We start from the raw sequence: 24,863 nt of genomic DNA, 5'->3' as shown, positions 1-24,863 counted from the left end.
TAAGTTTTTCTTGAGAATTGATCGAGGAATAACTAGGGTTCTCCCCTGTAGCTCGCTCTGCATCAGCAGGGTATAGAGGACACTACCGCATTCACCAGGAGAAGTGGAACCATGCAGTTGCATCGTCGGTTGCAAGAACGGATTTCCCACACGGTGGATACCACAGGGGTTGCCGTGGCTCTCGCGATCCTCATCGGTATCAGTTTATTTGCAGGAGGCGGGGGCGAGAACAGTGCGGGAGTAGGCCCCCCATCTCCATCGGCCCATATGGCTACCGAACAGATGTCCAACCTCGGGAAGGCCGGTGTCTTGCCGCATCGGGACAATGAAACCGATCACAAGCGCGTCACTGATTCATCACATCGATAAATCCAGATGGCTAACTCCATCCCTCGCCACGAAGTACGTGATCGCCACGCTGTAGTCCTCACGGGATTAGTGAAAGGTGTTCAATTAGTCACCGATCAGCAAGGTCGACCGAGTTTCAAGTTTCGTCTCGCCGATGGAGTGGGTGCGCTTAAAGTCATCAGCCGGACACGAGTTCACGATGGAGACCGCATTATCGTCGAGGGCATGTTCACCCGCCCTCGGAAAGACGGTCGATTCATCGTGTATCACGAAGTGACGGCCCGTTCCATACGACCACTCAATCGGTTTCATTCCGACCTAATTGGATAAACCTCCCTCGTCTTGCCCCTGTCGTGCGTGCATTGTTTCGCCGATTCTGCTTCCACACCATTTCCGCTCCGCCGCCGAATGTCCAAGGCGCTTTCCTAGTCCTCAATTCACCGGTCTCACGCAACAATGTGCATAGTTGAGAGTACAAAACGGAGGAGTGGAGGCAGGCGAACCGAATCGAGGAGAGTGACTATGGCGCGATATGGTAAGCGTGCTCAGAAATCGGTCGAACAAGCGATGCACAAGCGAAAGCAGGGAACGCTGAAAAGCGGCAACAGTGGAAAACGTGTGCGCAGCCGCAAACAAGCCATCGCCATCGGACTTTCAGAAGCAAGACGCAAAGGCGCCAAGGTTCCCAGGAAGAGCGCGGCATAGCCCCGATCGTCGATCGAGCCTTTATCAAGCGCTCACAGATTGACGCGGCTCTGTTCCCATGTTCGAAACGCCGCCAGATCCTGCGCCATGCTGTGGAGCAGAAACGTCAGCACCGCTGCGTCATCGATCAATCCGATCCCGGGAATAAAGTCCGGGATCAAGTCGACCGGACTCAGCACATAGAGGATGGCTGCCGCCAGCGAGGCAAGGGTGCGCAGGGAGAGTCCACGGTAGCTTCCATTCTTCCATGCCTTGAGCAGACGAACCAATAAGGGAAAGTCAGACCAGAGCCGGCCGATCATGCGGAGCAATTCAAAGAACCTCGTGGATACCTTCATTGTTGCCTCCAGAATATGTTTCTCTCGAAGACACGCCATGGACGATGCCGTTAAGGATACCAAAGACCCTGACTTTTTAGAAGCCGGATGGCCCTCTGGCTCAGTTTGACTCTGCGAACGCGCGGCGAAAGGCCTTCATCGCCGCAACGACACCTTCCGAATCCTTCTGGACGCGGCTACCCAAGACAAAAATAGTATCCCGACCCAACGACGAAGCCAACTCGGCGAGCCGTTCCGGTCCGATGCGTCCACCGACCCCGGGCATCATCGGTTCGAGAGCGCCCCAAGACTGTCGGCAGTGCTCAGCTACCGACAGACAGTCTTCTCGCGTCATCGGATAATCCGAGCCGAACGCAGGATAGACGGTCACATCTGCGCCGACCAATCGAGGCAAGAGTCCATACAGAACGGCCGGCGCAACCCCGCTCTTATCATGGCTCACCGCCGCACCGAGTAACGCCGGGTGACTGGCGATAGGCAGCGCGAGTCCATCATCCAAGCCGAGCGTCCGCATGGAATCGAAGCCGGTCAAACCCGGAGCCACGAGAAGACCGGTCGCGCCGAGAGCCTTGGCCTGGGCAGCCCGCCGGCGCATCGTATCCAACGCCCCGCTGACATGCGCGAAATACAGGCATGCTCTCCCTCGCCGCGCGCTCGTTTCTCCAATGGCGTCAGCGCAGCGAGCGACCCGCTCTTCGAACGGGCAACAGGGCTGATCGACGAGACTCTGGTCGTCCTTGATCATGTCGACACCGCCTTCCACAAATTGAGCCGCCAACACCGCCAGCTCGTGCGGACTCCGTCCAAGCGGTTTCAGCACCGCGCAGAGCAGCGGCCGATGCCGGACACCAACCGCCCGTCTGAGACCTTGAATGCCGTACCTCGGTCCTCGCCATGAAGAAAGCAGTCCTCCCGTCATCGAAAATGAAAGCAACGTGACGTTTCCGCGAAGACTGCTCGTCCCAAACAACACATTGAGCACGTCGGTACAGTCCCCGCTGAGGAGGTCGGCTCTAAAACGGATGGTGGCCTCGAACTTTCCGCCAGGCACGTGCCGTAGAGCCTCGAGATGACCGACGATGATCGATCGGAGAGCCGGAGGCAACAGATGGTCCTCAGCCTCGATGGTTTGGTCGAAACAAATACGCTCCGCCTTCGCGCGGGCCGGCGACTCCGGTCCATCAATCGCATACACAGCGGTAAGAAATTCCGGTGAATCGGAAAATGCGACAGTCATGATGCGGCCTCACCTTCCTGCGATCGCCACAAGGGTTCAAGCTGAATGATGGCTCGTCCGGCCTGCCCCCGCCGCCGTTCGGTACAGAAACAACCCCACTCCCGCGACCACGATCAGCCCGGGCCATCCTCCGAAGGGAGGCGCCGTGAAGACGGCAAATGGATCGCCGGCCAGACCAGGCCACAGGGCTGCCAGCGCGATCGGCATGGCCAGGATAATACCCATCAACGCTTCACCGGTGATCAGCCCGGCGGCAACGAGTAACCCCCGTTGAGACATCTGCTCTCCCCTTCCCGCTTGCCGGTTCGCCGATGCTGCAATCACCCCGCCCAAAACAATAGCGGCCGAGAGTTTCAAAGGCAAATACATCCCCAGCGCCACAGCGAGTACAGGCACACGAAAGTCGCTCCCACGGAGCTCTTGCCGCCGATCCACTAAGATGACAAGAATGCCGATGACCGCCCCCAGTCCGACGAGAGGCCAGGGCAACCCGGAGCCGAATACACTGCGCGTCAAGTTGGCCATCAAGGTGGCCTGCGGCGCACTGAGTGGATGCGGATGCGCCGCCGTCGGTTCCCCGATCCCATACTTGGCCTGCAGGAGCGATAGTACCGGCACAAGGACCAGCGCGCCGGTCAGCACGCCGACCACTTGCATCACTTGCTGCTTCCATGGCGTTGCCCCGACCAGATGACCCGTCTTGAGATCTTGGAGATTGTCGCCCCCCATGGCGGCGGCGCAACACACAACCGCTCCGATCACCAGAGTTGCCGCCGGCCCGGCCGGATGACCGGTTCCCAGGAACAGTACGAGCAGCAGAGCCGCAACCATGATGGTGGCGATCGTCACGCCCGACACGGGGTTGCTGGAACTCCCGACCAAACCGGCCATATAGGCCGCCACGGATGAGAACAGAAACGCCGCAATCCCCATGACCATGGTCATGATGATGCCGATCAGCGGACTGTCGACGACTCGCGAATACATCACAGCCATCGGCAGGAGCGAGAGGCCGAATGGGACGACGATCCACAAGAACGTCGCATCCTGCTCCGTGCGCACAGAGCCCGCCTTCTCCCCGCGTGATCCTGACGCATGATAACTCGCCCGGAGCGTCTGCAGGCTTTTCCAGACCGGTTCGCGCAGCTTGGTCAGCGTCCACAACCCTCCGGTCAGCATTGCGCCGATCCCGACGTAGCGGATCTGACCGCTCCAAATCGCCATGGCCGCCGCCAATCCGGTACGATCGGCCGGTAGTCCGTTGATGAGCCCGTAGGCCGGCATCAGGATCAGCCATCCAAGGGCTCCGCCTAAAAAGACCACGACTGCCGTCCGCAAGCCGATGATGAACCCCACTGCAAGCAGCGCCGGCGAGAGATTGAGGCCGGCATAGAGGACGGTGCGCCCGACCTGCACCGCTCCTTCCAGCGATTCTGACCACAAGCGCAGGCCGCTTTCACCGAATTTCACCAGACCACCGACAAACGCCGCGGAGAGAAGCGACTGAACATCCCGCGTCGATTCGCGCGCCGCGGCCCCGCTTCGTTCCGCGGCGCCGACCTTCAAAACTTCAGCCGTCGCCATTCCTTCGGGAAACCGCAAGCGCGCGGTGACAATGAGCGCTCGCCGCAAGGGGATGGTGAACAGCACGCCCAGAATTCCGCCCACCGCGGCAATCAGAACGGTCTGCCAATAGTCGAACTCAGACCAATATCCGACCAGCAAAAGCGCGGGGATGGTAAAGATGACGCCGGCGGCCAGCGCCTCGCCGGATGACGCCGCGGTTTGAACGATGTTGTTTTCGAGGATGTTCGATCGGCGGAACAGTCGCAGAATCGCCATGGAGGCGACGGCGGCTGGAATGGACGCGGACACGGTCATTCCGGCAAATAAACCCAAATAGGCGTTGGCCGCCGCCAGGACGGCCGCCAGGATCACCGACAAGACCACAGCTTTGACGGTAATTTCAGGGAGTCTGACCGTAGCGGGGACGACGGGATCCGAATCCTTCATCGTGGTGTCGGTTGCCGGACGGGTGCCGCGGGGATTCCAACCAACGGAAACGCTGAGACCACAAGGACCATCGTGCGTTACGAGAGCGGATAATCGGTCAGGACCGCCTCAGCAGCCTTACGACCTGAGACGAGTGCTCCATCGAGGGTTCCGCTTTCGCGGTAATCTCCGCACAGGTAGACACCGGGAGCCACACGCGCAGAGGTCCCGTGATGTGAAGACGGCAGCAGCTCGACCGGTGGCAATGCACGCGGGATCTGATAGGTTTTGAGATGGCGCCAGTCGTTGACTTGCCGGCCGAACCAGGATCGAAGAACCGTACGCACCGCCTCCGGCAGATCACCGCCGGCCGCACCTGGACGATCCGCAAGAGCCACTGAGATCAAGGCACGTCCCGCCGGTGCGTAGGAGGGCGCCGCTTCGCTCAACACACACACCGTGTGGACCAGTTCGTCTCCGTCTCCGTTGACCATCAACCAAGGCTCCCTTCGCGGAGCCGCCGGTGCGTCAAAATACACGGTGGTGGATCGGCGTCCGTCGGCATGAGAGACACGTTCGCCACGTAAACGGGCGGCGGTTTGGTCGTCCGTGGCCACGACCACCGCATCTGCCGTAAGCGCTTCGCCGGATTCCAGTACGACTTTCGCACCGTCAATCTGTCGCACAGGCTGATTCAGACGTACCGCCTCCGCAGGCAACCCCGCCGCGAGTTGTTGCGCAATCGCTCCCATGCCGTCCCGTGGCAGAGCGGTCTCCCCCCGTGAAAACGCGGCCCACACATGCTCGAAGATCCAACAGGGGGTGGTCAATGCGGTTTCCAAAAACACCCCGCTGAGAAAAGGATGGAAGAAGCGCGTCAGGATGGAGTCGGAAAAGCCATAGGCCGGTAGCATATCATGGGTCGACCGCGCAGACCCACCGGCCACGGAGCAGAGACGTTGCTGTAACGCGTTTCGGCGGAGTTGCAACGCCAAGAACTTGTCGGTCAGCGATCCAATCGGAGTGAACAAGATCTGCAGCAGATCCTGTGGTCGCCGGAGGGGATCGCTGACGAGATGGAACCGGCCGCCATAGCGAATGAGCGCTCCGGAATGAAAGGGTTTGAGATCAAGCGAGGAATAATCCAGCGTTTTGCGAGCCTCCGGATAACCGGTCAGAAACACCTGGAAGCCGCGGTCAAGCTGAAATCCTTCGAAACGATCCGTCCGAGCGCGCCCGCCGACGCCATCCGAGCCCTCAAGAACCGTACAGGCCACACCGGCCTCCGTCAGACGACGCGCACAGACCAGCCCCGCCAGTCCCGCACCGATGACGAGCACGTGAGGAGTCGCTGTCATGCTCGGCTATTGTAGTGGGGCGTGATGGAAAAGAAAACCATGTGCGCCTCTCACAAGGCTAATCGCGAAACAATCGCACCGGCACTTTGCGGCCTTTGATGCGCGCGCGTCCGAGGCTCTCGATGATCCCGGAAGCCATGGTTTCCGGAACATCCACGAGGGAAAACCGCTCCTCGATTTCGATGGCCCCGATGACATTGGAGGAGACCTTCGCTTCGTTGGCGATGGCTCCCACGAGATCGCCCGGTCGGATGCCCGCCTCACGCCCCGCTCCGACATAGACCCGAGCCATGCCGGTCCTGCCACGCCCCATCCGTCCCACCGGCTGACGCTCGGTGAACCCGCTGCGTGGCGGGCCGCCAGAGCGGTTGGTATTCCGAATCGGCCGTTCGAATTCAGGCTGTCTGACGGGGACCAGAGGAATGTCTTGCTCAGGGCGGTCGCCGCCTTGTGCGCGAATCAGGAGCTTGATCGCCGCCGCCGCGACATCGGCCGGAGGGTGTGTGGCGGAGAGCCGTTCGATGAGGGACCGGAAGGCATCCAGCTGTCCGGCCTGCAAGACGTCCTCCACGGCGGCTTGAACACGATCCAATCGTCTGGCCCGGAGATCAGCCACACTGGGAAGCGGCTGGACAGCAACATGGGCCTTCGTGTGCTGTTCGATACTCCGCAACAGACGCTGTCCGCGAGGGTCGAGGATCGTAATCGCCGCACCTTCCCGGCCGGCTCGACCGGTCCTGCCGATTCGATGCACATAGACCTCGGCCGACGACGGAAGATCGTAGTTGATCACATGGGACACTTGCGGAATATCCAGGCCGCGCGCCGCCACGTCGGTTGCCACGAGTAATTCGGTTTGCCCGGTTTTGAATGCCTGCATCACACGATCGCGCTGCCCTTGGCTCATGCCGCCGTGGATGGCCTCCGCCCGATGTCCGCGGCCCGCCAGCATCGCAGTCACCTCATCGACCTCCAGCCTGGTTCGGCAGAAGACCAGCGCCGACTTCGCGCCGACCACGTCGATCACCCGGGCCAACGCCGCCGCCCGGTGCGGCCTCGTCACCACATAGGCCGTTTGCTGGACCCGCGGAGCCGTGCCGACCTTGACCGGCTCTTTCGCGATCGTAATCTCGACCGGATTATGCAGGTGCCGGTGCGCGATCGAGCGGATCCTCGGAGGCATCGTGGCCGAGAATAAGGCCGTTTGTTTGGTCTTCGGGGTCTGTTCCAGAATCGCGTCCAAATCGTCCGCAAACCCCATGTCGAGCATCTCATCCGCTTCGTCCAAGACAACGATCTTCACATCTTGGAGCTTCAGAGTGCCGCGACGGATGTGGTCCAGCGCCCGACCGGGTGTCGCCACGACGACGTCGACTCCCCGCTTCAACGCATGGAACTGCGGGCCGATGGCCTGTCCTCCGTAGACAGCCAACACGCTGACCCGCAATTCCTTTCCATACCGCTGCACCGCTTCTCCGACTTGGATCGCCAACTCACGGGTCGGGACGAGCACCACCGCCGATGGACGCGCCCTCGTTCCATGGCCGATGCGCTGCAGCATCGGCAAGGCAAAGGCCGCGGTCTTGCCCGTCCCGGTGGCCGCCTGCCCGAGCACATCCCGGCCTGTGAGAAGCGGAGGAACGGCTTCTCGCTGGATCGGGGTAGGTTCCTCATAACCCAGGGCTTCCAGCGTCGCGAGGAGGGACGCTTCGAGACCTAATGACGCGAAGCCCGGGGAAAAACCGGTCGCGGTTGGAGCGGCGGATACAGGAGAATGGCCATGTTTCATAAAATAGACGGCTGCCTTTCTAATAAAGATACGCGAGGCACCGTGCAGAGCGTGACACGATGGGTCGCTGAAACCGTGATGTTACGTGGAATTGGAGCGGCAGCGCAAGATCGCGCCGAATCCGTAAGCCGCCGATCAGGTATGCGGGCGGTGATGGTATGAGCCGAGCGCTGCGCTGAAATGCATTCGCAGTTCTTCGAATGGGAGACTTCGTGGGGACTCGCTTCCCAAGTCAGCGGGCGGACAGGAGATCCGTTACCCGTCCGCCCAGAAAAGGCCGGTGAATCAGACCTGGGGACCTCATACTCGCACGGCCTCGGTCAGGCTAATTGGCGGGCCGGCACCAACTCATCCTGTGCCGGCATGAGCAGCATGATCTGCGCGAGTGCCCGGTATGTCGCCTCCAACTCGCGACACCGATCGACGAATCGGCCGGCGGACAACCGAGGAAAATAATCACGATGCCGCTCGTAGAACAACGCTCGCCGTTTCCAGCGGTCCGCCTTGAAGATGAACAGCCTGGTCGCCAGCTCCAACAGATGTTGGGGTGACAACCGCTTCGGTCCCCGTCTCACAGGTGTGGGAATCAGGGACGTGGATACGGTCAATCCTTTCGTCGCTTCCTTCATGGTGCCCCCTCCTTGTGCTCTCCGCCGGAATGATGGCCCAAGCCTTGCGACCGCCGCGCCTCCAGCGCCGACAGCCTCAACTCTCTGGCCTCTGTTTATATTCCAGCAACATGAAAACACGATTAGGAGAACATGAAAAATCATTCATGTAACAAGAAATTGACCGTCGCCGGACAATCCGGCACGTGACGCGGAAGGATGAGTACCGGCGCAATTAATCGGCGCAGGTACAGTCAGGAAGCGGTTCAGTGGCGATGTAGGTCAAGTTGTTGGTGTAGGAGACGAACCCTTTCCGGCGGCCATACAGCGTCAACACACACTCTGTTCCCTTGCGATCCACGAAGAAACGGTAATCGGTGCCGGAGGGCGCCGCGATCGCGAAGGGCCTCGGTCCCAGGTCATACGTGGTGAGAGTCGAAACGGTTTTCGCGGCAAGCGCGTCCGCCGCCTCGGGCTTTTCGCCCTGGGCCGTCAGGATCGATGAGAGCTGCCGGCTGAACGAATCCTTGCAGAGCTCATCCGAGAGATTGGTCACCTTCGCCATCGTGGCGCAGCCGGTCCCCGAGAAGACAACCGCCAGGAGGGCGGCTCCGGACCGTAGAGAAGACTGGCGGCCAAGGCGGGTGGAAGGCCGGCTGTGATGCGAAGAGATGAAGAAGGGGGCTACCGACATCCTGCTAGGCTTTAAAGGCGGCCACCGCCTCCTCTTCCGTATTGCAGAGCTGAATGTTGCCTCCGTACACACGGTTCAGGAGATTAAAGCCGCTTGCCTCCAGGGCTTGCTTGACCATGCCCTTCGCGGCGGCGATTTTCATCTCACCCTGAACATTGTTGAGCTGTTTATGCGCCAGCATCAGTACCCGTATGCCCCCGCTGCTGATGTAATCGACATCCGCCAGGTTCACGATGACCTTCTTCGCGCCACCATCGACGACCTTTTTCATTTCCTCAGTCCCGTGTTCGGCGGTCGTGGCCGCGAGGCTGCCGTGCATATTGACGAATGTGATCCCGGCGTTCTCATGAGAAGACACCAACAACGTATGTCGAGTCCCTTGGTCCATTGTGTCGCTCCTTTACTGTAAGAAAACTCTCTTCAGTCGCAGCCGTAAAACGATTCAACGAGTAGACTGTGGATCTCGCTCTTCATGATCCCTCCCGAGGCCGTCAGGCCCATGGCGGCTGGAAACGCTTATGCCACAGATCGTCCGATAATATCAACGACACTGAAGGATACCCACGTCCCGACGACAGGGTCCCGGGACGCCCGGGATGGTCCCTCCCGGTGAAGGCACTAGCCGGCCGCTTGTACCTTCACGATGGCTTCGTCCAGCGTGGAGGCATGGAGGGCCATGATCATCGCCCCACTCAACTGGAGCACCGTGCGGACGTGGTCGTTCCCATCGCAGAGCACCACTCTCCCGCCTATTCGGGTCATCGCCATCACGGCTTTGAGAATCACCCGCAGTCCGATCGATGACACGTATTCTACATTGGAGAGATCGAGCACAATCTGTTTCACTCCGCGTTCAATGTGCTCCATCAGGACACGCTCAACTTCGGGCGCGCCGTTGGTGTCGAACCGGCCTTGGGGGGTGACGATCATTACGGTACCGCTCTGACGTGATACGACAGTCATGTCTCTCCTCCTTCTGTCTTCCTTGATCCTCGCAGGAACCTCCCGGGATGGGTGGTCCTGATCTGATATTGCCGGAGCGTCTGATGAGAGCGGCGCCTCATGCCAGCTTTTTTTTCACCGTCAGGACGTTGTGCCCTATGGCACGATGGTACGTCACCACATCAAACATGGAGCGCACCAAGTGAATTCCCAATCCCCCGATCTCACGTTCATGCAGCAGCAGCGACAGATCCGGAGGCGCGACCGTCAAGGGGTTGAACGGAATGCCGTCATCGGTAATGGTCAGCACGACGTACCCATCGCGCACTTCGCCTTCCACCTGGATGCGATGCTCTCCCGGATCGTTGGGGAAGGCATATTGCACGACATTGTTGAGCAAGTCATCGAGCGCCATGTTGATGGTGGGCATCAGCGGCCTGGCCCTTTCCCACTGTGTGATGTACTGCTCAAAGGCCATCTGCAGGTCGGGAATGGCCGTCAATTGGTTGGTCATCGTTTGACGGAAGGCCTCGGCCGGCAACTCGGACGGAACGACGCCATGATACCGCAACCCCAACATCGTAATATCGTCCGCCTGCGGCGCGTTGCCGGAAAAGGTCTTTACCGCGTTCATGACCGCACCGAGGCGATCGACGACCGAGACATTCCCGGATTGGTCGAGGACCGTTTTCAACCGGTCGTTGCCGAACAGTTCGCGTTTCCTGTTATCGGCTTCGGTGACCCCGTCGGTATACAGGAAGAGCTCATCCCCGGGAGCCAATCGGATCGTGCTTTCCTTGTACGCGATGCCCGGCATGGGACCGACCAGGGGGCCGTCTTGGGCCGTCAGCCACTCGAACCGCCCGCCTTGTCGCTTCAGCAAGGGCTGATTGTGGCCCGCGTTCGTCGTGACGAGCGTGCCGTCGCGGAGATTCAAGATTCCCAGATACAAGGTTACAAACATACAAGAATCGTTGTCCTGGCTGAGCGCGTCGTTCACATGGGTGACGATGCTGGCCGGAGACGGATCAGACGCCGCCCGTGTCTTCACCATGATCTTGGTCATCGCCATGAACAGCGCGGCGGGAACCCCGTTGCCGGACACGTCACCGACCACGAAACAGAGCCTGCGGTCATCGACCATGAAGAAATCGTAGAGATCGCCCCCAACCTCCATGGCCGGCTCGAGGACGGCATAGAGCTCCAGTTCCTTCCGGTCCGGAAAGGCCGGAAACACGCGGGGCAGCATGCTCCTCTGAATATCGCGGCCGACATTGAGTTCTTCCTGCATGCGGGCCTTCGCGGCTTTCACCAAGGCCAACGAGCCGGCCAACCGGGCCTTGGCGTCCTCCGCGGCCTGCTCCGCGTTTTTCAGGGCCGTAATGTCGGTTGTCACCGCGACTGTGCCGCCGTCTTGTGTCTTCCTCTCGTTGATCATGACCCACTCTCCGCTGGACCGGTGTTGAATGTACGGCCCTTGGGGATTGCGGTGCATGTCGAGGCGCATCTTCACCCAGGCATCGACATCCCCGATCGCTGCCGGTATGTCGCCCCGTTTCGCGATGCGGCGGATGATCGATTCGAACGAGTCGCCGGGTTGAACTTCGGCGCCGGGCTGTGACACCACCTCGCGGTACTTGCGGTTACAGATCACCAGACGGTCGTCCGCGTCGAAGAGCGAAAACCCTTGCGGGACGCTTTCGATGGCCTCGATCATCCGAGCCTGACTATCTCGCGCCAGGCGTGATGCGATCGTCACATGGCGATCGATGATGGCCAGGAGCGTCGAAAGCGACACCGCGACCACCGCGAGCAGCTCGACTTCGATCCCAGGAGGCGGACTACCGGTCAGCACGATGGACATACTGTACGCGGGGACCATCCCGGTGAAGTGGGCGGCGGAAATCGCGACTCCCATCGCGGTCGCTTTTTCCATGATCCGCCAGCCCCCGGACGCAGCGTTCCAGCCTCCGATCACAAGGACCATGACTCCCAGCCCGACGATCACCACATTCGACAGGATAAAGCTGGACCAGTCCTGATTGAGATCCACCAGCTGATGGATCGCCATCAGGCTGGTGAAATGAGTCATGATGATGCACGCGCCCATGATCATGCCGCCGCAAATGAGCCGGAGTTCGCTCCCGTCATGGGTACTGATCAGATAGATGGCCACGGCTCCGGCCGTGCCGGCGGACAGGATGGAAATAATGGCGAACACGACGTCCTGTGCCGCGGGAATCGGCGGGCAGAACGCCAAATTGCCGATGAAGTGGATGGCCCACATTTCCAGGCCAGCAGCGACCGCGCCGATCGCCAGCCACTGCATCTTGACACGGCTTTGGTCCGTCGCGCGCATCCGTTCGGCGATGCTGACGATCACATAGGCGGCGGGGCCGCCGAGCAGCATCGACGAGAAGGCAAGGACTGAATCGCAAACTCCGAGCAAGCTAAAACTCCTGTCAGGACGTTCTCGACATACGCGGATCGGACATCATCTCAAACAGCCACGGGCCTTGGATAATCGGACCCGGCACGGTCAGAAATCGGACAATCGCAAAGTCCTATCACGTTGGCCTCTACCTCGCAAGCTGACGGCCGCCGGGAGATGGGAAGATTCGTCGTATAGCGGACCGCGGTTACGGCACCCGCTGATTCAGGCGATCCCAGCGCGGCGTCTTCGTGGCGGCATCCACCGACCAGTAGATGAACACGACCCTTCCGAGCAGGTACTTCTCACCGACCGATCCCAAGAAGCGGCTATCCAAACTGCTCTCCCGGTTGTCCCCCATGACAAAGTACGACTCGGGCGGCACCGTCACCGGCCCAAGGCGATCGCGCACATTCCCCGCCATGATGGAGGTATCCGTATGTCGGACGTAGGGTTCCGCCAATGCCTGACCGTTCACGGAGACCACCTGATCACGGATCTCGATTCGATCACCGGGGACACCGATCACACGGTGGAGAAACAGCTGTCCCGCATCGTCCGGATAACGGAAGACGACGACCTCCCCCCGACGGGGCGGGGCCGCATGATAGGCGGCTTTGTTCACAATGACATGGTCGCCGGGCAAAACAGCGGGCGCCATCGCCGCGCTCGAGACCTCGAACAGATGTGACTGGGCTCGTGCCGCCGGCAACAGATCCCGCAGGCGCTCGTTGACAAAATCCCGGCGGAGCTCCCGCAGTCTGAAGGATTCCTTAAGAAACTCCTTCTCATACCCATCAACCAGCACCTGAGCTTCATCGGCCTGCAGCGTCGAGACATAGTATTGCGCGAGATGGTGCTCCCAGAAGTGCGCCGGAGCCAGATCGAACAGCATAATTTTTAGCGCGCCCACAAACGACTGCGCGATTCGTTCCATGTCGAAGGGAGTGAGCGGGTCGGCGAGATCGGACTGGAGTTGAAGCTGATGGCTGAACCCCGCCACATCGGCTTGATCAGCGACCGCCTGGAACAGACGGCCGGAAGACACTTCCAGCTGAGCGAGCCGCTGAAATGCAGTGCCGGGCTCCTGATCGCGGGGAGCCACAGGGACCGTGGCCGTGCCGCATCCGCTCCAGAGACCGATGCAGACGGCCAGCAAGGAGACGACCGTGCGGCTCGAAGATGTCCCGAAGATGCGGGGCGCATGCGTGAGAATCTTGCGGTTCAGTCGGCACCTCTACTCGTTCGTGGATGACGATAGGATACCGCAGCAGGACTCGAGGGGAAAGTCATCTCGATCACAGAGGGTCGAATCCGTATTCCAAGCGTGACATCCGACGTTCACAAAATCGAATAGTGCTGGCCAAGAAGCGGCAGCCGGTATGTAATTGGGGGTAAGAAGATTTATTCACCAGGGAGAAGCACGATCATGACCTGTCGAACGATTGTCGGCATGCTGAGTCTCGCGCTGTGCATGGGGCTTCTGATATATCCAAGCGATGGATCTGCCGAATGGTATGCGGATGTCTACACCGGGGCAGTCGTGACCTCAAGCCCGGACCTCACCGTCACGAGCTCATTGGGGACCACGACGACCTACCAAGACCTCGGCGTCAACAATAATTGGACGGCCGGCGCACGTGGAGGGTACTGGCTGGACAAGCAAAAGATGGATTGGGTCGGATTCGGGTTGGACGTCTTCTTCTTCCACCTCAAGACGCCCACGGGACAACAGGTGGGTGTGAGCGGTACCGGAGGCGGTACCGTACAAACCGCCCACTGGAGCTTGCCGGCTTGGGGAATCGGCTTCGATGTCCTGCGTCTACGGCTTCCGCTCCTTCGAGACGAACAATTCGTCCATGGGCGCGTCCAGCCGTTTCTCGCCGCGGGGCCGACCCTATTCGTCACCTACGCAGGCCAAAACACGTTCGTTCAGCCGGGCGGACAAAGCTCCACCAACGTGTCCCTCGGCGTGAAGGTCGACGCCGGAGCGACCTTCATGTTCACGAAACGGCTCGGGGCATTCGCACAATATCGCTTTACTCACTTCACCAGCGAATTGGATTATCAGAACACCACGCCGGCCCCGGCCACAGAAACATTCAAAACGACCTACGACTCTCACCACGCCATCGCGGGGTTGTCCTTGCGCTTCTGATTCCGATGGCCCGAGAAGCCCGCCGGGACCTGTGCAGCACACGGTCATCCCTGGTCATCGCGCGGCCGTGCAGGACGGGGCTTCGGGTGTTCGGCGGATTGAGGCGCCAGCATCCGGAGCAGAGCTCGCGGATTGAACGCCACGTCTCGATAGGTCCGCTTCCCGGTCATCACGTCCGTGACCGCTTCACAGAGCCGTTGACCTTGTCGTGAAAACGCCCATGAGCGTGTGCGGGGAAAGTGGTACAGCAGCCGGGCCAGCATGTGTCCGGTCCGCAGTTCAGGAAGCATCGTATCAGCCAGCGCGCTGGTATATGCGCTTCCGACCGACTCCTCTTCAAGATTCCCATCAATCAAGGATTGTGCCGCCATGACCCCGCTCCGAAGGGCGAACGAAATGCCTTCTCCGGTGACAGGGTCGGCAAACCCTGCGGCGTCACCGACCAACAGAACGCGCTTGTCGACAAACGGTCCTCTGCGTGCTCGGATGGGAATGACGAAGCCGTGTGGCTCGATCGACTTGACGGAACCACAACCGAGCGCGTCGAGATAGGTTGCCATCGAGGATTTGAGGTCGCTTCCTTGTTGGGCCATCGAGAGGACCCCGATCGACAAGTGATGTTTCTTGGGAAAGACCCACGCGTACCCATGGGGGAGCCAGCCGAAATCAAATCTCGCGACACCGTGAAACGCATCCAGCCGGGTATGGGGCACCGTCACTTCGTACTCGAGCGCCGGAATGAGCGTGCGACCATCGGCGAGTCCCATTGTTCGCGCGACCGGGCTGAGCGCTCCATCGGCGGCCACCACGAAGCCGGCGCGCATCGAGCCCGCGTTGGTGGCAACCGTGACGACACCGTCGTTGAGCGAGACGTCCTCGAGCGCGCAGCGTTGATGAAGGACAGCGCCGGCTGCTTGTGCGGCTGAGAGAAGAGTACGGTCAAACCGAGACCGCATCGTCATGGAGACGATGGGCGACGGTCGACGTGTGGTGAACGACAATCCCGGCGGGAGAACATTCAGCTGAGCGGTATGACATTCCTGTTCGATCACATGGCGCACGTCCACAGGAAGCGCCTTCAGGGCCCGTCCCACGATCCCGCCGCCGCAGGTCTTGTACCGCGGCAGCGCGGCTTTCTCGAGCACGGCGACCGCCACGCCCGCCTTCGCCAGCCTCCACGCGGCGAGAGCACCGGCCGGTCCGCTGCCGACGACAATCACGTCATACGTGGAGCTCATACGTCATGCCCACGATCACTTCAGAAACGTCTCGGTACCATTTCTGCCTTCAGAATCTATCCGAGCCGGTGCGACTATTGGAGATCGAGCATGATCCAGAGCGGGGGCGTCAGATAGTAAGCCGCGACGGACAGCAGCACGCCGACCACCGATCCGAGCAGGCCCGTCACATAGAGCCCGGCAAACGGAGCGAGCAACAAGATGACGATCATGAACAGCGCGATCCTCCGATGGCGTTCGTAGAACCGCCGGCGGTGGTCGCCGGTGAGCGATTCGAAAAAGCTGAAGTCGGATCCACCAGACATGGAGATTATGTTCCGCCTTCGCCCAACCGGCGGTGGAATAACTCCAACGCCATGTCGTAGCCGATCCGGGCCGCAGCGGGATCGTAGCGGGGACCTTCGTCGCGCATGAAGGCGTGCACGGCATTGAACTCATGCCACTGGAAATCCGCGCCGGCATCGCTCAGCGCGTTGTAGATGAGCGCCCGGCCTTCGCCGGGAATGTGGGGGTCCTGCCGGCCCCAGATCATCAGCAACTCGCCCGCGATCTCGCCGATCCGGTCCAAACTGTCGTCATGCATGCCCTGCCCCAGGCTGCGCTTGTGGATGTCCGTCGCGTAGAAACAGGCGGCGGCCAGCACATCGGGCTGCATCGCCGCGCGAAACGCCAGATGCCCCCCGATGCAAATGCCCACCACGCCCAGCTTGCCCGTGCAGTGCGGTGACGACGCCAGATAATCCAGCGCCGCGCGCGCATCGCCGCCATAGCTCGCCAAGGTTTTGGTGATCTTATGTCGATTCCCGCGTGCCGCGCCAGCCTCGTCATAGACGAGGACCGTGCCCGCCGGCTCGAGCTCGTGGAAAATCTCCGGCACCGCCACCACGAAGCCATGGCCCGCCAGCATCGCCGCCATGCGCCGGATGGGACCCGTGACCTGGAAAATCTCGGAGTACAGGATCAGTCCCGGATAGCGGCCCCCCGCCACAGGGCGAAGGACATAGGTTCGTATCGGCCCAGTCGGGGTGGGAATATCGGCCGATTCGCTGTCCGTGATGATCATGTGGGTCTCCGAGACAATTGAGAAAGACTTCCCGTATGGGCTCGCTCTTAGCCAAACAACCTCTGAAGCAGCTGCTCACGGGTGAGTTCAAAATGTGCGGCCACATCGGCAAGAATGGCTGAGAGAGTACCGATGCGAAGCGGCGTATGTTGGGGGATCGTGAGATGATGCTCGCCGTGCTCATATGTGGTGAGTCGAAGGTGACTACCGGCTTGGCGGGTGATCGAGTAGCCGAACTTGCGAAGGGCCTGAGCGAGATCGCTTCCAGACAGATCGCGGGGAAGCCTCATACGGCGATAACTTCCTCGCGAACATGGTGAAGACGGACGACTTTCGGCGCTTGTCCATCTTCAAAATGACATCGAACTGCATCGCGGACTTTCCCTGGCAATTCTGCCAGCGTATCCGCTTCTGTAAAGATAGAGTGGCCCAGTGCCCGAGCAATGTACCCGCCCTCAGGAGCCTCTTCCACGACAAAGATCAATTCACTTATAGCCATCTTTCATCTCATCAAGGGGGTACGTTCACACATGGTAGTCCCGCCCACATCCAATGTCCAGCCTGCAACGGCTTATTACAGGAGCGCTACGAATCGGTTACGACCCCGCTGTACACTCAGGCTGTTGAAAAGAGCCGGTACCTTGCTTGTCCGCAATCTCCGTTCTACCTCACTTGGAACTACCCAAATTTTCAGTTCCAGTCTTCAATTGTGTTAGCCTGTATCAGAGGGGAAGATTGATCCATGGTGCGTCTCGTCCTATTCTTGATCGTGGCTGCTTTGGTCCTTGTCGGGCCGCAGCTCTGGACCAGGCGGGTGTTTGCCAAGCATAGCGCGCCCCGTGACGACTATCCGGGAACCGGAGGCGAATTGGCCCGGCATCTGCTCAATCGATTCGACCTGCAGCACATCAAAGTCGAACCGACCGAGAAAGGCGACCACTACGATCCTCTCACCAAAGCCGTCCGCCTGACACCCGCGATCTTCGATGGGAAATCCCTCACGGCGATTACGGTCGCCGCCCACGAGGTCGGGCACGCCATTCAAGATCATCTGGGGTACCAGCCGCTCGCGGAACGCACCAAGCTCGTGAAGGTCGCGCAGAGTGCGGAGAAGGTCGGAGCGGTCATCATGATGGGGATTCCGATTGCGGGAGCAATAGCCCGAACTCCGGTCGCGAGTGTCGTCGTCATGATGGCCGGAATCGCGACGATGGGGATCGCCACGTTGGTCCATCTCGTCACGCTCCCCGTCGAGTGGGACGCCAGTTTCAGGCGCGCCCTTCCCGTACTCCGCCAGGGCAACTACCTGACGCCTGAAGATGAGCAGGGGGCGCGCAGCATTCTCACCGCAGCCGCGCTGACCTACGTGGCGGCCTCCCTCGCCAGCCTGCTGAACCTGTGGCGCTGGATCGCCTTCTTGAGACGATAAACGGGCCACTTCTCGCTCTCGCACCGAATCAACCGTGAACCGCACAGGCTTCGCGCTTGCCGTCGCGTCCGCTCCAGAGTTCACAAATGAATAGGGGCGATAGGATAGACCCGAAACAATCAAAATGACTCAGACTGTCTTGGCGGCTTGGATATCGGCTTTGGTCAGCCGAGGGTAGGCATCAAGCAGATCGGCTTCTGTCGCCCCTTCACTGAGTTTTCGAAGGATCAGCTCGACGGGAATGCGCGTGCCCCGGATGACAGGCTTGCCCATCATCACTTTGGAGTTCATCTCTATTCTATTTGTGGTCATGAGAGGCTCCGGAAACCTCAAACATGCGTAGCATACCACACTTAAGCAGTCGCAGACAGTCAGTCGCCATCATCTTCAACCACCACACAGCCTCCCATCTGGATGACCTGATTGGACGTCACCAGCCTTCAATCCTTGAGTTGAAGACATTAATTGCGTTTGTGCCTTGGGTTTACCTCACGCCGGCAGCAGCGTCACGTGCACCGTGCGTTCGCGCGGGCCGTCGAGTTCGACCAGCATCACCGATTGCCACGTGCCGAGCACCAGCTTGCCGCCCGAGACCAATACCGTGAGCGACGGCCCGAGAATCGACGACGCCATGTGCGACCAGGCATGCGCGGGATTATGCGCGTGTTGAAACTGAATGCGGGGGACCATCTTCTCGACGACTTGTAACAGATCCTGCTCCGTCCCCTCCCCGATCTCCCCGGTGGTCAACGCCGCCGTCGTGTGCGTGACAAACAGAACGCAGACTCCCTCCTGCAGCTTGGCTTTCCGGAATATCGCCTCAAGCCGATCGGTCAAATCTACGACTTCTTTTGGAGCTGACGTTTTGATACGGAGCACTTCGGCCATATGGATCTTTTCGTGCTCTCTCAGGCTTCAACCAAGACGGCTCTCCGCACTCGCGGCGCGCCGGCCTTACGAGCTTGCCATAGATCATAGGCGGCCTGCTGTGCCAACCATGCATCAGCTCGCCCCCCATGTTTCACCCCGAGCCATCCCTCTAATCGCAGCGCCATTTCCGGTGAGATTGCCGCACGCCCATTTAAGACACGTGACAAGGCCGCGCGAGTCACTCCCAGTTGCGTTGCAGCTTGCGTGACCGTTAAACCCAAGGCGGGCAGAATATCTTCTCGCAATGTTTCTCCCGGATGGGGCGGATTATGCATGCGGCTCATCCTATGTGCCTCTTAATAACAGATGGAAGGCCGTGATCCTCCGTCATTCTTGGGAAGTCGCGGTCTCCTTTTCGATCTGTCAAGCGACGGCATCCTCCAATGATTTTGGGTTCTCTATTTGCCTTGATGCGTTCAAGATCTCGATACCGACGATCTTTCCCACTTTGTCATAGTCCAGAATCACGCCGGGCTTGCTCTCATCACTTTCCTCTATGTCAGTGTCGTTGAACCGTATGGTTAGGACATCCACTTCCTGGTCATATTTCACTTTCATGAGGACCTCCGATATTTTCTGATCTTGCTTGTGCGATACACGGTAACGACTTTGGCAGGAGTAATTGTCTCGTTAACCATCACTCTTAGCAAGTATTCTTTTCCTCTCATATCAAACCGTGACTGATAACAGATCACGTTTTCGACCTCCGGGACCTTTGTTGCGGTGCCTGAAGTACCTGTTCGACAAGATCCCGAGGAATATTCCGTTCAATCAATTCCTCAAGGACATGCTTTGAGAAGACAAAAGTCATAGTTTAACTCTCATATCGTCGCCTCCTAAAACCTAAAGCCCATAAAGAGAGGGCAGAACTCCTCCGTCTTCACTTTAAGATCAGCGTCTCAAACCGATCGGTCAGATCGACGACCTCTTTCGGAGCAGATGTTTTGATGCGGAGCACTTCGGCCATGTGAGCAGGTCCTCAATGATGGAGAAGCTTCATTCTAGAAAGCTGAAAGGGTTGTGGCAAGAGTGAACGACGACCTAAAAGACGCACGACCGCTTTGTTCTCCACGGTCTTTACGAAGACCATGACCCCATACGATTGACAAAACGATTGATTCCGGAGGATCCACCGAGAGACAATGCCACCGCCATGAAGGCCGACTACTTTCCGTCATCTGTGACAGCCGGTCGCGCGGCTTTGCAGTGGGGCAGAATCGTTTTAGTCGCCGGCCTGCTGACCTCGACCTCGTGTGCGAAGTCTCTCGACATGTCCGGCGACCGCATCGCCGTGCCGGGCAACGAATGGGGCGTGGTCGTTGGATCAGTCGAGATCGAACCAGAAAAGCCCGAGAGGCCGTCGACCATCCAGCCCCTCGCCAACGAAACCTTCATCCTCAATGTCGTCCAGATTCAGCCCGGCGATCCCGAAGGGCTCAGCCCCTATGCCGACACCTATGAACTGACGACCAAGGCCGATGAAGCCAAACTGTTCGTCTCGCGGTTGCGTCCCGGCCGCTACCTCATTCGCTCCTTCCAGGCGTCCGGCTTCATGGGACTCGGCGGCGACATCAAAGCCGTGTTCACCGTAGAACCAGGCGCGGTCCGCTACATCGGGCGGCTCCATATCCTAGTCCCCCGGTATCTCTCGCACGACCGTCCCTACCGGTTCACGCTGCAGAATGCCCAACAAGCGGATTTGACCAAGCTCACCGAAAGCCATCCAGACTTGGCAAACGACGCGCGCGAAGCGCCGATGGAATTGCGCCCGGCCACCCCGTAGCGGCTCGACCGTGATGGCGCTGACGTGAGGAGCGGTGAAGACTCCCGAACCTCTTTTTAGCCTTCTAGCGAAGTAGGGCAATCTATCTGGGAGCCTGAATACGTCCAGACCATATCGACAAAAGTCGGCCCACAATCACTACACCAGGATATATTCTTCCTTGATAGCGCGGCGCTCTCTTGTCATACCAAAGTGAAGCGACCGCAGTTTGATGATCACTAAGCCGTTCCGGCATTTCCGTGAAAAACTCTTTGATCGAATGTTTTCCTGAAAATCTTCCTTTCATATTTAGATCAGGAATGATGTAACAAATAGCTACCGGAACTCCCACCTGGTATGTTTTATGCGGTTGTCGCAACTGGGTTTTTGCCTCGCTTAATTTTCTTTCTGCTCCTCTAATTGCATTTTCGATACTGCTTCCCGGCCATACTGCCTTCGCTTCGATGGTATATGCCTTTCTACCAAATCCTAACCAAATATCTCCCTTGCCATTACCCCTTCTTCCTGCACTCATTCTTAAGCCAGTGAATTCTTCCACCGTCCAACCACTTTTCAGTGACCAAGCAGCAGCAGACAGAAATCCAGTCATGGCTCTTTCGCCATACCAATAGCCTGTATCGTTAGGGGGATTGTCATAATCCTCTATCCGCTTGGCGAGCGCTGAGAATAACCTCAATATGGGTTGATGCGTTACTCGTTGCTTGCTGTAGACCCTTTTCACGTTTGAATGTCCTTCGAAGAGGGTTCGGGTCGATTGTCATAAGTGATTTTAAAAACCGTATCTGTTAGCCAGCGCTTGAATGACTCGTTGTCCATGAATTGTTTGAACAACTCCGTATCATCCTTCAGGACCGCGGTCATAACTCTGGCCAAAGCCTTATCATGTTCAATCTTTGCATTCTGTTTGTCTGAGTTCTGTTTCGCATTTTGATATGCCGTGTCAGCAGCCACACGGCTAGGGATGTCTTCTGTAATGAGCTTGTGCACACGATCAGCATCGGTCCATGGAATATTGCCGAATTGATCATTGAAGCCCTTGAGGATATTTGAGAGTCGATCCAGCTCGGGCTCGGACCTATATCCGCCGCCAGTTGTTGGCACCGGCTCAATCTCAGCATCTTCATCCGGTAGTTGAATCTTCCTGGCTGCCTTTTTCTCGACGCGATAACTGTCCATATCGATGGCTTCCAAAATCCCTTTGGAGAGATCCTCTTCCTTTGGTGCCGGCAATTTGGACACAAGGAAGTTAAGGAAGATCGACAGCTTTTCCCATTCCGCATTGGTATAGGGCAGTATCGAAGAGAGGAACCCATAGGCTCGCAAAAAAGCCTTCGCCTTACCCTTGAAATCCACCTGCCCGTCCTCATCAAGCTGCTGCTTGTACACGGCGACGGAGGCATCCAAAATCGGATCGAGCTTGTCACGGTCGGCCCCGCCCAGATACAGCGCCACAAGCTGATGGACCTGAATCGGATTGTATACTTGGTGACTATCGAGAGCGGTCTTCAGGTCATGCAGCTTGTTGGGATCGGTCTCTTCAGAAAGGATCGTCGTACGATAATAGTCCGCGAACGCCTCCTGAATCGTTTCGCTGGCATTCATAAAATCGAGCACGAAGACGTCATGTTTTTGGGGATGCGCGCGGTTGAGGCGGGACAGCGTTTGCACTGCTTTGATATCGGAGAGAATCTTATCCACATACATCGTGTGGAGCAGCGGTTCGTCATAACCCGTTTGGAACTTGTCGGCGCATATCAGAAAGCGGTATGGATCCTCCTGAATCTTGTCCGCAATCTGGCTCGATGGAAACCCGTTCAAAGAAGTTTCGGTCACCTTCGCGTCACCGAATTCATGCTCCCCCGAAAAGGCAATGATAGCCTGATAGGGACTTTTGCGCTCCTTCAGATAGTCACGGAAGGCGTGGTAGTACTGGATGGCCCGCTCGATTCCATTCGTCACAACCATCGACCTGGCCTGTCCACCGATCTTGTTCAGCGCCAGCACCTGCTCATGAAAATGGTCCACCATGATCTCGGCTTTGAGACGAATCGCGTGATCGTGACTTTCCACATATCGACGAAGCTTTTTCTTTGCTCGCTTGGTATCGAATTCCGGATCGCCTTCCACATTTTTAACAAGCTTGTAATAACTCTCAACCGGCGTGTAGTGCTTCAGTACGTCTAGAATGAAGCCTTCCTCAATCGCTTGCTTCATCGTATAGCTGTGGAACGGTCGATGACGCACCTTCCCTTCGGCATCAGGCGGGAGTGCCTCACCGAAGATTTCCAGTGTTTTGTTCTTGGGGGTGGCGGTGAAGGCGAAGTAGCTGGCGTTGGGCAATAGCTTCTTAGCCTCCATGATCCGGTTGATCTTGTCTTCAAGTGTCTCGTCGTCTTCCCCTTCCCCGGCAGTCGAGAGGGCCATACTGACCGCTGCTGATGTGCGACCGCCCTGACTGGAATGCGCTTCATCAATAATGATCGCGAACTTCTTCCCACGTTGCTCTTTACCAATCTCATCCAGGCCGTAGACTACGGCTGAAAGCCAATTTCAGTTCGACGAATGTGGCGTCGGCCTCTGACAGATCGAGGAACTCTTTTACCGACCCGATAGCCCACCCGGCGGCTTCAAGTTTGGCTCGTTTGGCCCTTCTCACGGTTTATCCCTCATGACCTTCGCCTGATAATGGCGTCATAACTTACACGTTATAGTTTAGGACTTTACACTTATATCGAACTGAGATCAAATGGCGTGCGGCTTATGGTAGGTCTCAACAGGCTGACGAGTCAGACGTTCACTGTGGCAACACATCCCGCGATTTCCTGTAGCGTTTTGGTGTCATCATGCAATAATGCCATGAGGTACTAGCTGGAGGAATCATCCATGCCGACAGATACCCGAACGACCATTTATTTGAAGCCCAAAGTCTATCGCGCGCTGAAGGTCAAAGCCGCCACGACCGATCGATCGGTTTCAGACTTAGTGAATGCCGCGGTGCTGGCATCTCTTCGTGAAGACGCCCTCGATCTGGAGGCGTTCGATCGCCGCGCGACGGAACCATCCCGTCCGTTCGAAAAGGTGCTTGAGGATTTGAAGCGTGACGGGCTCCTATAATCTCACTATTAAGCGCTCGGACGAAAAAGAGCTTAAAAAGATCGCTACCGGCGGGAAGTCTACCCCTGGAAGGTGAAGTTCTACGGCGTCTTGCGCCGTCTAAGAATGATTTTGAACCGAAGGGAGCTTTAAGGGAGGGTGCGTTATTCCCCGGCGACCAACTCAGCTTCTAATGGATGGTCTTTACGAAAACGGCTGACACCGATAACGCTGAAGCCTAGGACATGGCCCTGCCCATCCACGCGCTCCATAACGGCATCGTGCGCAGTCGGCCGCATAAAGCCAGGAGCCTCTCGAAACTGGACTTCCAGGTAATCGGCTTCCGGATCAAACCAAACTTTTACTTTTTCGGCCATATGGTCTCTCCTGGTTTCAGCTGGTCTGTAAGATAGGCGGTCACCACAAAGCCGTCATTCGCTGCATACTTTACCACGGCACAGAGCCATTTCCCACCAACACGTGTCTTGGTGTAGTACTCGTAGAATAGCTGAACAGTACTGTCTGAACGGGACAGACGCACCTCTGCGGGGGTCTGCAGAACACGAATGATCTCCGATTCCATATCGACCATTTCAGGATGTTGCAGAATATGCGCTATTCGCTCATCCGTTAGTCTTATCAATCGCCCAAAACAATCAAGAATAGTCTTCAAAGGACTGCCTTATACGAAATGGGGGCACTCAATACACCATAAGTTACGTGGGCG

The 24,863-nt window shown here is 58.3% G+C and carries 32 protein-coding genes and 1 pseudogene; 8 read left to right on the top strand and 25 right to left on the bottom strand.

Going from position 1 to position 24,863, the window contains the following annotated elements; all coding sequences use genetic code 11:
• Positions 1–111 precede the first annotated feature (111 nt).
• The 3 genes from H8K04_09490 to H8K04_09480 all read left to right on the top strand — a co-directional run bounded on the left by H8K04_09490 (position 112) and on the right by H8K04_09480 (position 1,053).
• Positions 112–369, top strand: a complete 258-nt coding sequence (locus tag H8K04_09490) for a hypothetical protein (GenBank protein ID UVT17735.1) — start codon at positions 112–114, stop codon at positions 367–369.
• Between the two features lie 6 nt (positions 370–375).
• Positions 376–678 (top strand): hypothetical protein, encoded by a 303-nt coding sequence (locus H8K04_09485; protein ID UVT17734.1) that lies wholly within the window; start codon positions 376–378, stop codon positions 676–678.
• A gap of 192 nt (positions 679–870) precedes the next feature.
• Positions 871–1,053: a hypothetical protein gene (locus H8K04_09480; protein ID UVT17733.1), complete on the top strand. Its 183-nt coding sequence runs from the start codon at positions 871–873 to the stop codon at positions 1,051–1,053.
• A 32-nt stretch (positions 1,054–1,085) separates the two neighbouring features.
• Here H8K04_09480 and H8K04_09475 read toward each other — a convergent pair whose 3' ends face one another.
• The 5 genes from H8K04_09475 to H8K04_09455 form a co-directional block, all read right to left on the bottom strand.
• Positions 1,086–1,391 (bottom strand): DUF1232 domain-containing protein, encoded by a 306-nt coding sequence (locus H8K04_09475; GenBank protein UVT17732.1) that lies wholly within the window; start codon positions 1,389–1,391, stop codon positions 1,086–1,088.
• 100 nt (positions 1,392–1,491) lie between these two features.
• Positions 1,492–2,628, bottom strand: coding sequence for a ribulose 1,5-bisphosphate carboxylase large subunit (locus tag H8K04_09470; protein ID UVT17731.1), 1,137 nt, complete (start codon positions 2,626–2,628; stop codon positions 1,492–1,494).
• Positions 2,629–2,664: 36 nt separating this feature from the next.
• On the bottom strand, positions 2,665–4,641 hold the full coding sequence (locus tag H8K04_09465) for an oligopeptide transporter, OPT family (protein UVT17730.1): 1,977 nt from the start codon (positions 4,639–4,641) through the stop codon (positions 2,665–2,667).
• A 77-nt stretch (positions 4,642–4,718) separates the two neighbouring features.
• The gene (locus tag H8K04_09460) at positions 4,719–5,978 is read right to left on the bottom strand and encodes an FAD-dependent oxidoreductase (GenBank protein UVT17729.1); all 1,260 of its coding nucleotides are present in this window, start codon (positions 5,976–5,978) and stop codon (positions 4,719–4,721) included.
• Between the two features lie 58 nt (positions 5,979–6,036).
• Positions 6,037–7,767, bottom strand: a complete 1,731-nt coding sequence (locus H8K04_09455) for a DEAD/DEAH box helicase (GenBank protein UVT17728.1) — start codon at positions 7,765–7,767, stop codon at positions 6,037–6,039.
• Here H8K04_09455 and H8K04_09450 point away from each other — a divergent pair.
• Positions 7,759–7,929 carry a hypothetical protein gene (locus H8K04_09450; protein UVT17727.1) on the top strand — a complete coding sequence of 57 codons (171 nt, stop codon included), beginning with the start codon at positions 7,759–7,761 and terminating at the stop codon, positions 7,927–7,929. The two genes, H8K04_09455 and H8K04_09450, sit on opposite strands and share 9 nt — an antisense overlap.
• Before the next feature lie 158 nt (positions 7,930–8,087).
• Here H8K04_09450 and H8K04_09445 read toward each other — a convergent pair whose 3' ends face one another.
• From H8K04_09445 to lepB, 6 genes are all read right to left on the bottom strand, one after another.
• On the bottom strand, positions 8,088–8,396 hold the full coding sequence (locus H8K04_09445) for a hypothetical protein (GenBank protein UVT17726.1): 309 nt from the start codon (positions 8,394–8,396) through the stop codon (positions 8,088–8,090).
• 214 nt (positions 8,397–8,610) lie between these two features.
• A complete protein-coding gene (locus H8K04_09440; GenBank protein ID UVT17725.1) occupies positions 8,611–9,069 on the bottom strand; it encodes a hypothetical protein in 459 nt (152 codons plus the stop codon).
• 4 nt (positions 9,070–9,073) lie between these two features.
• Entirely contained in the window at positions 9,074–9,457 is a 384-nt protein-coding gene (locus H8K04_09435) for an STAS domain-containing protein (GenBank protein UVT17724.1), read from the bottom strand.
• A gap of 230 nt (positions 9,458–9,687) precedes the next feature.
• Positions 9,688–10,032: an STAS domain-containing protein gene (locus H8K04_09430; GenBank protein ID UVT17723.1), complete on the bottom strand. Its 345-nt coding sequence runs from the start codon at positions 10,030–10,032 to the stop codon at positions 9,688–9,690.
• 97 nt (positions 10,033–10,129) lie between these two features.
• A complete protein-coding gene (locus H8K04_09425) occupies positions 10,130–12,460 on the bottom strand; it encodes a SpoIIE family protein phosphatase (GenBank protein UVT17722.1) in 2,331 nt (776 codons plus the stop codon).
• A 190-nt stretch (positions 12,461–12,650) separates the two neighbouring features.
• A complete protein-coding gene (gene lepB, locus H8K04_09420; protein UVT17721.1) occupies positions 12,651–13,601 on the bottom strand; it encodes a signal peptidase I in 951 nt (316 codons plus the stop codon).
• A gap of 270 nt (positions 13,602–13,871) precedes the next feature.
• Between lepB and H8K04_09415 the strand changes: the two genes are divergently transcribed.
• The gene (locus tag H8K04_09415) at positions 13,872–14,600 is read left to right on the top strand and encodes a hypothetical protein (GenBank protein UVT17720.1); all 729 of its coding nucleotides are present in this window, start codon (positions 13,872–13,874) and stop codon (positions 14,598–14,600) included.
• Positions 14,601–14,644: 44 nt separating this feature from the next.
• On the opposite strand, the gene H8K04_09410 is transcribed toward H8K04_09415, so the two are convergent.
• The 5 genes from H8K04_09410 to H8K04_09390 form a co-directional block, all read right to left on the bottom strand.
• Positions 14,645–15,838: a geranylgeranyl reductase family protein gene (locus H8K04_09410; GenBank protein UVT17719.1), complete on the bottom strand. Its 1,194-nt coding sequence runs from the start codon at positions 15,836–15,838 to the stop codon at positions 14,645–14,647.
• A 74-nt stretch (positions 15,839–15,912) separates the two neighbouring features.
• Positions 15,913–16,143, bottom strand: coding sequence for a hypothetical protein (locus H8K04_09405; protein UVT17718.1), 231 nt, complete (start codon positions 16,141–16,143; stop codon positions 15,913–15,915).
• A 5-nt stretch (positions 16,144–16,148) separates the two neighbouring features.
• On the bottom strand, positions 16,149–16,901 hold the full coding sequence (locus tag H8K04_09400) for a dienelactone hydrolase family protein (GenBank protein ID UVT17717.1): 753 nt from the start codon (positions 16,899–16,901) through the stop codon (positions 16,149–16,151).
• A 47-nt stretch (positions 16,902–16,948) separates the two neighbouring features.
• Positions 16,949–17,191, bottom strand: coding sequence for a type II toxin-antitoxin system HicA family toxin (locus H8K04_09395; GenBank protein UVT17716.1), 243 nt, complete (start codon positions 17,189–17,191; stop codon positions 16,949–16,951).
• Complete coding sequence (locus tag H8K04_09390) at positions 17,188–17,400, bottom strand: 2-oxoisovalerate dehydrogenase (GenBank protein UVT17715.1); 213 nt, start codon at positions 17,398–17,400, stop codon at positions 17,188–17,190. The genes H8K04_09395 and H8K04_09390 overlap by 4 nt, the downstream gene beginning before the upstream one ends.
• A 243-nt stretch (positions 17,401–17,643) precedes the next feature.
• Here H8K04_09390 and H8K04_09385 point away from each other — a divergent pair, with 243 nt between their 5' ends.
• The gene (locus tag H8K04_09385; GenBank protein UVT17714.1) at positions 17,644–18,330 is read left to right on the top strand and encodes a zinc metallopeptidase; all 687 of its coding nucleotides are present in this window, start codon (positions 17,644–17,646) and stop codon (positions 18,328–18,330) included.
• 129 nt (positions 18,331–18,459) lie between these two features.
• On the opposite strand, the gene H8K04_09380 is transcribed toward H8K04_09385, so the two are convergent.
• The 4 genes from H8K04_09380 to H8K04_09365 all read right to left on the bottom strand — a co-directional run bounded on the left by H8K04_09380 (position 18,460) and on the right by H8K04_09365 (position 19,818).
• Positions 18,460–18,642 carry a DUF433 domain-containing protein gene (locus tag H8K04_09380; GenBank protein UVT17713.1) on the bottom strand — a complete coding sequence of 61 codons (183 nt, stop codon included), beginning with the start codon at positions 18,640–18,642 and terminating at the stop codon, positions 18,460–18,462.
• A 177-nt stretch (positions 18,643–18,819) separates the two neighbouring features.
• Complete coding sequence (locus H8K04_09375) at positions 18,820–19,218, bottom strand: YjbQ family protein (protein ID UVT17712.1); 399 nt, start codon at positions 19,216–19,218, stop codon at positions 18,820–18,822.
• Positions 19,219–19,238: 20 nt separating this feature from the next.
• Entirely contained in the window at positions 19,239–19,544 is a 306-nt protein-coding gene (locus H8K04_09370; GenBank protein UVT17711.1) for a HigA family addiction module antidote protein, read from the bottom strand.
• 79 nt (positions 19,545–19,623) lie between these two features.
• On the bottom strand, positions 19,624–19,818 hold the full coding sequence (locus H8K04_09365) for a DUF2283 domain-containing protein (GenBank protein UVT17710.1): 195 nt from the start codon (positions 19,816–19,818) through the stop codon (positions 19,624–19,626).
• A gap of 544 nt (positions 19,819–20,362) precedes the next feature.
• On the opposite strand from H8K04_09365, the gene H8K04_09360 reads away from it, so the two are divergent.
• Positions 20,363–21,043 (top strand): hypothetical protein, encoded by a 681-nt coding sequence (locus tag H8K04_09360; GenBank protein UVT17709.1) that lies wholly within the window; start codon positions 20,363–20,365, stop codon positions 21,041–21,043.
• 82 nt (positions 21,044–21,125) lie between these two features.
• Here the strand turns inward: H8K04_09360 and H8K04_09355 are convergent, their stop codons facing one another.
• The 3 genes and pseudogenes from H8K04_09355 to H8K04_09345 all read right to left on the bottom strand — a co-directional run bounded on the left by H8K04_09355 (position 21,126) and on the right by H8K04_09345 (position 23,699).
• Entirely contained in the window at positions 21,126–21,764 is a 639-nt protein-coding gene (locus H8K04_09355) for a hypothetical protein (GenBank protein ID UVT17708.1), read from the bottom strand.
• Positions 21,761–23,572, bottom strand: a pseudogene (locus tag H8K04_09350) (type I restriction endonuclease subunit R). The gene H8K04_09355 and the pseudogene H8K04_09350 overlap by 4 nt, the downstream one beginning before the upstream one ends.
• Positions 23,559–23,699 (bottom strand): hypothetical protein, encoded by a 141-nt coding sequence (locus H8K04_09345; protein ID UVT17707.1) that lies wholly within the window; start codon positions 23,697–23,699, stop codon positions 23,559–23,561. The pseudogene H8K04_09350 and the gene H8K04_09345 overlap by 14 nt, the downstream one beginning before the upstream one ends.
• A gap of 227 nt (positions 23,700–23,926) precedes the next feature.
• On the opposite strand from H8K04_09345, the gene H8K04_09340 reads away from it, so the two are divergent.
• A complete protein-coding gene (locus H8K04_09340) occupies positions 23,927–24,157 on the top strand; it encodes a ribbon-helix-helix protein, CopG family (protein ID UVT17706.1) in 231 nt (76 codons plus the stop codon).
• 143 nt (positions 24,158–24,300) lie between these two features.
• Here H8K04_09340 and H8K04_09335 read toward each other — a convergent pair whose 3' ends face one another.
• Together H8K04_09335 and H8K04_09330 are read right to left on the bottom strand one after the other, a co-directional pair.
• The gene (locus H8K04_09335; protein UVT17705.1) at positions 24,301–24,513 is read right to left on the bottom strand and encodes a DUF2283 domain-containing protein; all 213 of its coding nucleotides are present in this window, start codon (positions 24,511–24,513) and stop codon (positions 24,301–24,303) included.
• Positions 24,498–24,809, bottom strand: coding sequence for a hypothetical protein (locus H8K04_09330; GenBank protein ID UVT17704.1), 312 nt, complete (start codon positions 24,807–24,809; stop codon positions 24,498–24,500). Before H8K04_09330 ends, H8K04_09335 begins: the two co-directional genes overlap by 16 nt.
• Positions 24,810–24,863: the final 54 nt, after the last annotated feature.

It is taken from the genome of Nitrospira sp., assembly GCA_024760525.1.
In the GTDB taxonomy this organism is placed as follows: domain Bacteria; phylum Nitrospirota; class Nitrospiria; order Nitrospirales; family Nitrospiraceae; genus Nitrospira_D.
This window is presented reverse-complemented; position numbering and strand designations above follow the sequence as displayed.

Bases quoted from the DNA above. Each gene is read 5' to 3' on its own strand.
- H8K04_09490 (UVT17735.1), top strand. From the start codon at position 112: ATGCAGTTGCATCGTCGGTTGCAAGAACGGATTTCCCACACGGTGGAT.
- H8K04_09485 (UVT17734.1), top strand. From the start codon at position 376: ATGGCTAACTCCATCCCTCGCCACGAAGTACGTGATCGCCACGCTGTA.
- H8K04_09480 (UVT17733.1), top strand. From the start codon at position 871: ATGGCGCGATATGGTAAGCGTGCTCAGAAATCGGTCGAACAAGCGATG.
- H8K04_09475 (UVT17732.1), bottom strand. From the start codon at position 1,391: ATGAAGGTATCCACGAGGTTCTTTGAATTGCTCCGCATGATCGGCCGG.
- H8K04_09470 (UVT17731.1), bottom strand. From the start codon at position 2,628: ATGACTGTCGCATTTTCCGATTCACCGGAATTTCTTACCGCTGTGTAT.
- H8K04_09465 (UVT17730.1), bottom strand. From the start codon at position 4,641: ATGAAGGATTCGGATCCCGTCGTCCCCGCTACGGTCAGACTCCCTGAA.
- H8K04_09460 (UVT17729.1), bottom strand. From the start codon at position 5,978: ATGACAGCGACTCCTCACGTGCTCGTCATCGGTGCGGGACTGGCGGGG.
- H8K04_09450 (UVT17727.1), top strand. From the start codon at position 7,759: ATGTTTCATAAAATAGACGGCTGCCTTTCTAATAAAGATACGCGAGGC.
- H8K04_09455 (UVT17728.1), bottom strand. From the start codon at position 7,767: ATGAAACATGGCCATTCTCCTGTATCCGCCGCTCCAACCGCGACCGGT.
- H8K04_09445 (UVT17726.1), bottom strand. From the start codon at position 8,396: ATGAAGGAAGCGACGAAAGGATTGACCGTATCCACGTCCCTGATTCCC.
- H8K04_09440 (UVT17725.1), bottom strand. From the start codon at position 9,069: ATGTCGGTAGCCCCCTTCTTCATCTCTTCGCATCACAGCCGGCCTTCC.
- H8K04_09435 (UVT17724.1), bottom strand. From the start codon at position 9,457: ATGGACCAAGGGACTCGACATACGTTGTTGGTGTCTTCTCATGAGAAC.
- H8K04_09430 (UVT17723.1), bottom strand. From the start codon at position 10,032: ATGACTGTCGTATCACGTCAGAGCGGTACCGTAATGATCGTCACCCCC.
- H8K04_09415 (UVT17720.1), top strand. From the start codon at position 13,872: ATGACCTGTCGAACGATTGTCGGCATGCTGAGTCTCGCGCTGTGCATG.
- H8K04_09410 (UVT17719.1), bottom strand. From the start codon at position 15,838: ATGAGCTCCACGTATGACGTGATTGTCGTCGGCAGCGGACCGGCCGGT.
- H8K04_09405 (UVT17718.1), bottom strand. From the start codon at position 16,143: ATGTCTGGTGGATCCGACTTCAGCTTTTTCGAATCGCTCACCGGCGAC.
- H8K04_09400 (UVT17717.1), bottom strand. From the start codon at position 16,901: ATGATCATCACGGACAGCGAATCGGCCGATATTCCCACCCCGACTGGG.
- H8K04_09395 (UVT17716.1), bottom strand. From the start codon at position 17,191: ATGAGGCTTCCCCGCGATCTGTCTGGAAGCGATCTCGCTCAGGCCCTT.
- H8K04_09390 (UVT17715.1), bottom strand. From the start codon at position 17,400: ATGGCTATAAGTGAATTGATCTTTGTCGTGGAAGAGGCTCCTGAGGGC.
- H8K04_09385 (UVT17714.1), top strand. From the start codon at position 17,644: ATGGTGCGTCTCGTCCTATTCTTGATCGTGGCTGCTTTGGTCCTTGTC.
- H8K04_09380 (UVT17713.1), bottom strand. From the start codon at position 18,642: ATGACCACAAATAGAATAGAGATGAACTCCAAAGTGATGATGGGCAAG.
- H8K04_09375 (UVT17712.1), bottom strand. From the start codon at position 19,218: ATGGCCGAAGTGCTCCGTATCAAAACGTCAGCTCCAAAAGAAGTCGTA.
- H8K04_09370 (UVT17711.1), bottom strand. From the start codon at position 19,544: ATGAGCCGCATGCATAATCCGCCCCATCCGGGAGAAACATTGCGAGAA.
- H8K04_09365 (UVT17710.1), bottom strand. From the start codon at position 19,818: ATGAAAGTGAAATATGACCAGGAAGTGGATGTCCTAACCATACGGTTC.
- H8K04_09340 (UVT17706.1), top strand. From the start codon at position 23,927: ATGCCGACAGATACCCGAACGACCATTTATTTGAAGCCCAAAGTCTAT.
- H8K04_09335 (UVT17705.1), bottom strand. From the start codon at position 24,513: ATGGCCGAAAAAGTAAAAGTTTGGTTTGATCCGGAAGCCGATTACCTG.